Origin of the sequence: Empedobacter sp. GD03739 (genome assembly GCF_029843245.1) — a bacterium.
GTDB classification, from domain to species: domain Bacteria; phylum Bacteroidota; class Bacteroidia; order Flavobacteriales; family Weeksellaceae; genus Empedobacter; species Empedobacter falsenii_B.
Map to the genome: position 1 here is coordinate 1 of NZ_JAOCHX010000130.1, position 509 is coordinate 509.

General features: G+C 36.9%; 1 protein-coding gene. It reads left to right on the forward strand.

All coding sequences use genetic code 11. The features are described 5' to 3' along the window. Nucleotides 1-509 (forward strand): transposase (locus tag N5E64_RS15735; RefSeq protein WP_280038338.1); only part of this gene is annotated, 509 nt, incomplete at both ends.

Consider the following 509-nt stretch of genomic DNA (forward strand, 5'->3'; position numbering starts at 1 on the left):
GTTTAAAACTGGCGATGAACTCCAAAACTTTCTCAAAGACTTACAAAAGCGAGGGATTGAAAAAATGTTAGAAGGTGAGTTAGATGCTCACCTGGATTACGACAAGTATGATTTACGCAAGCAAGAAAATGCGCGTAATGGTTATTCTAGCAAAAAGATAAAAACGAGTTATGGCGAAGAAGAAATAAAGGTCCCTAGAGATCGTGATGCTAGTTTTAATCCGATGCTTATCCCTAAACGAAAAAGCATGGTAGAAGGCTTAGAAAACGTTATTGTATCGCTTTACGCCAAGGGAATGTCCGTTTCTGATATTGAAGAACAGATCAGAGAGGTCTACAATTTTGACGTTTCTCAATCCACGATTTCTCGTATAACAGATGCTATCACCTCTGACATTATAGCTTGGCAAAATCGTCCATTAGAACCTGTTTATTTAATCGTTTGGATGGACGGAATTGTTTTTAAGGTTAGAGAAGGTTCCAAAGTAATTAATAAAACCATTTATATCG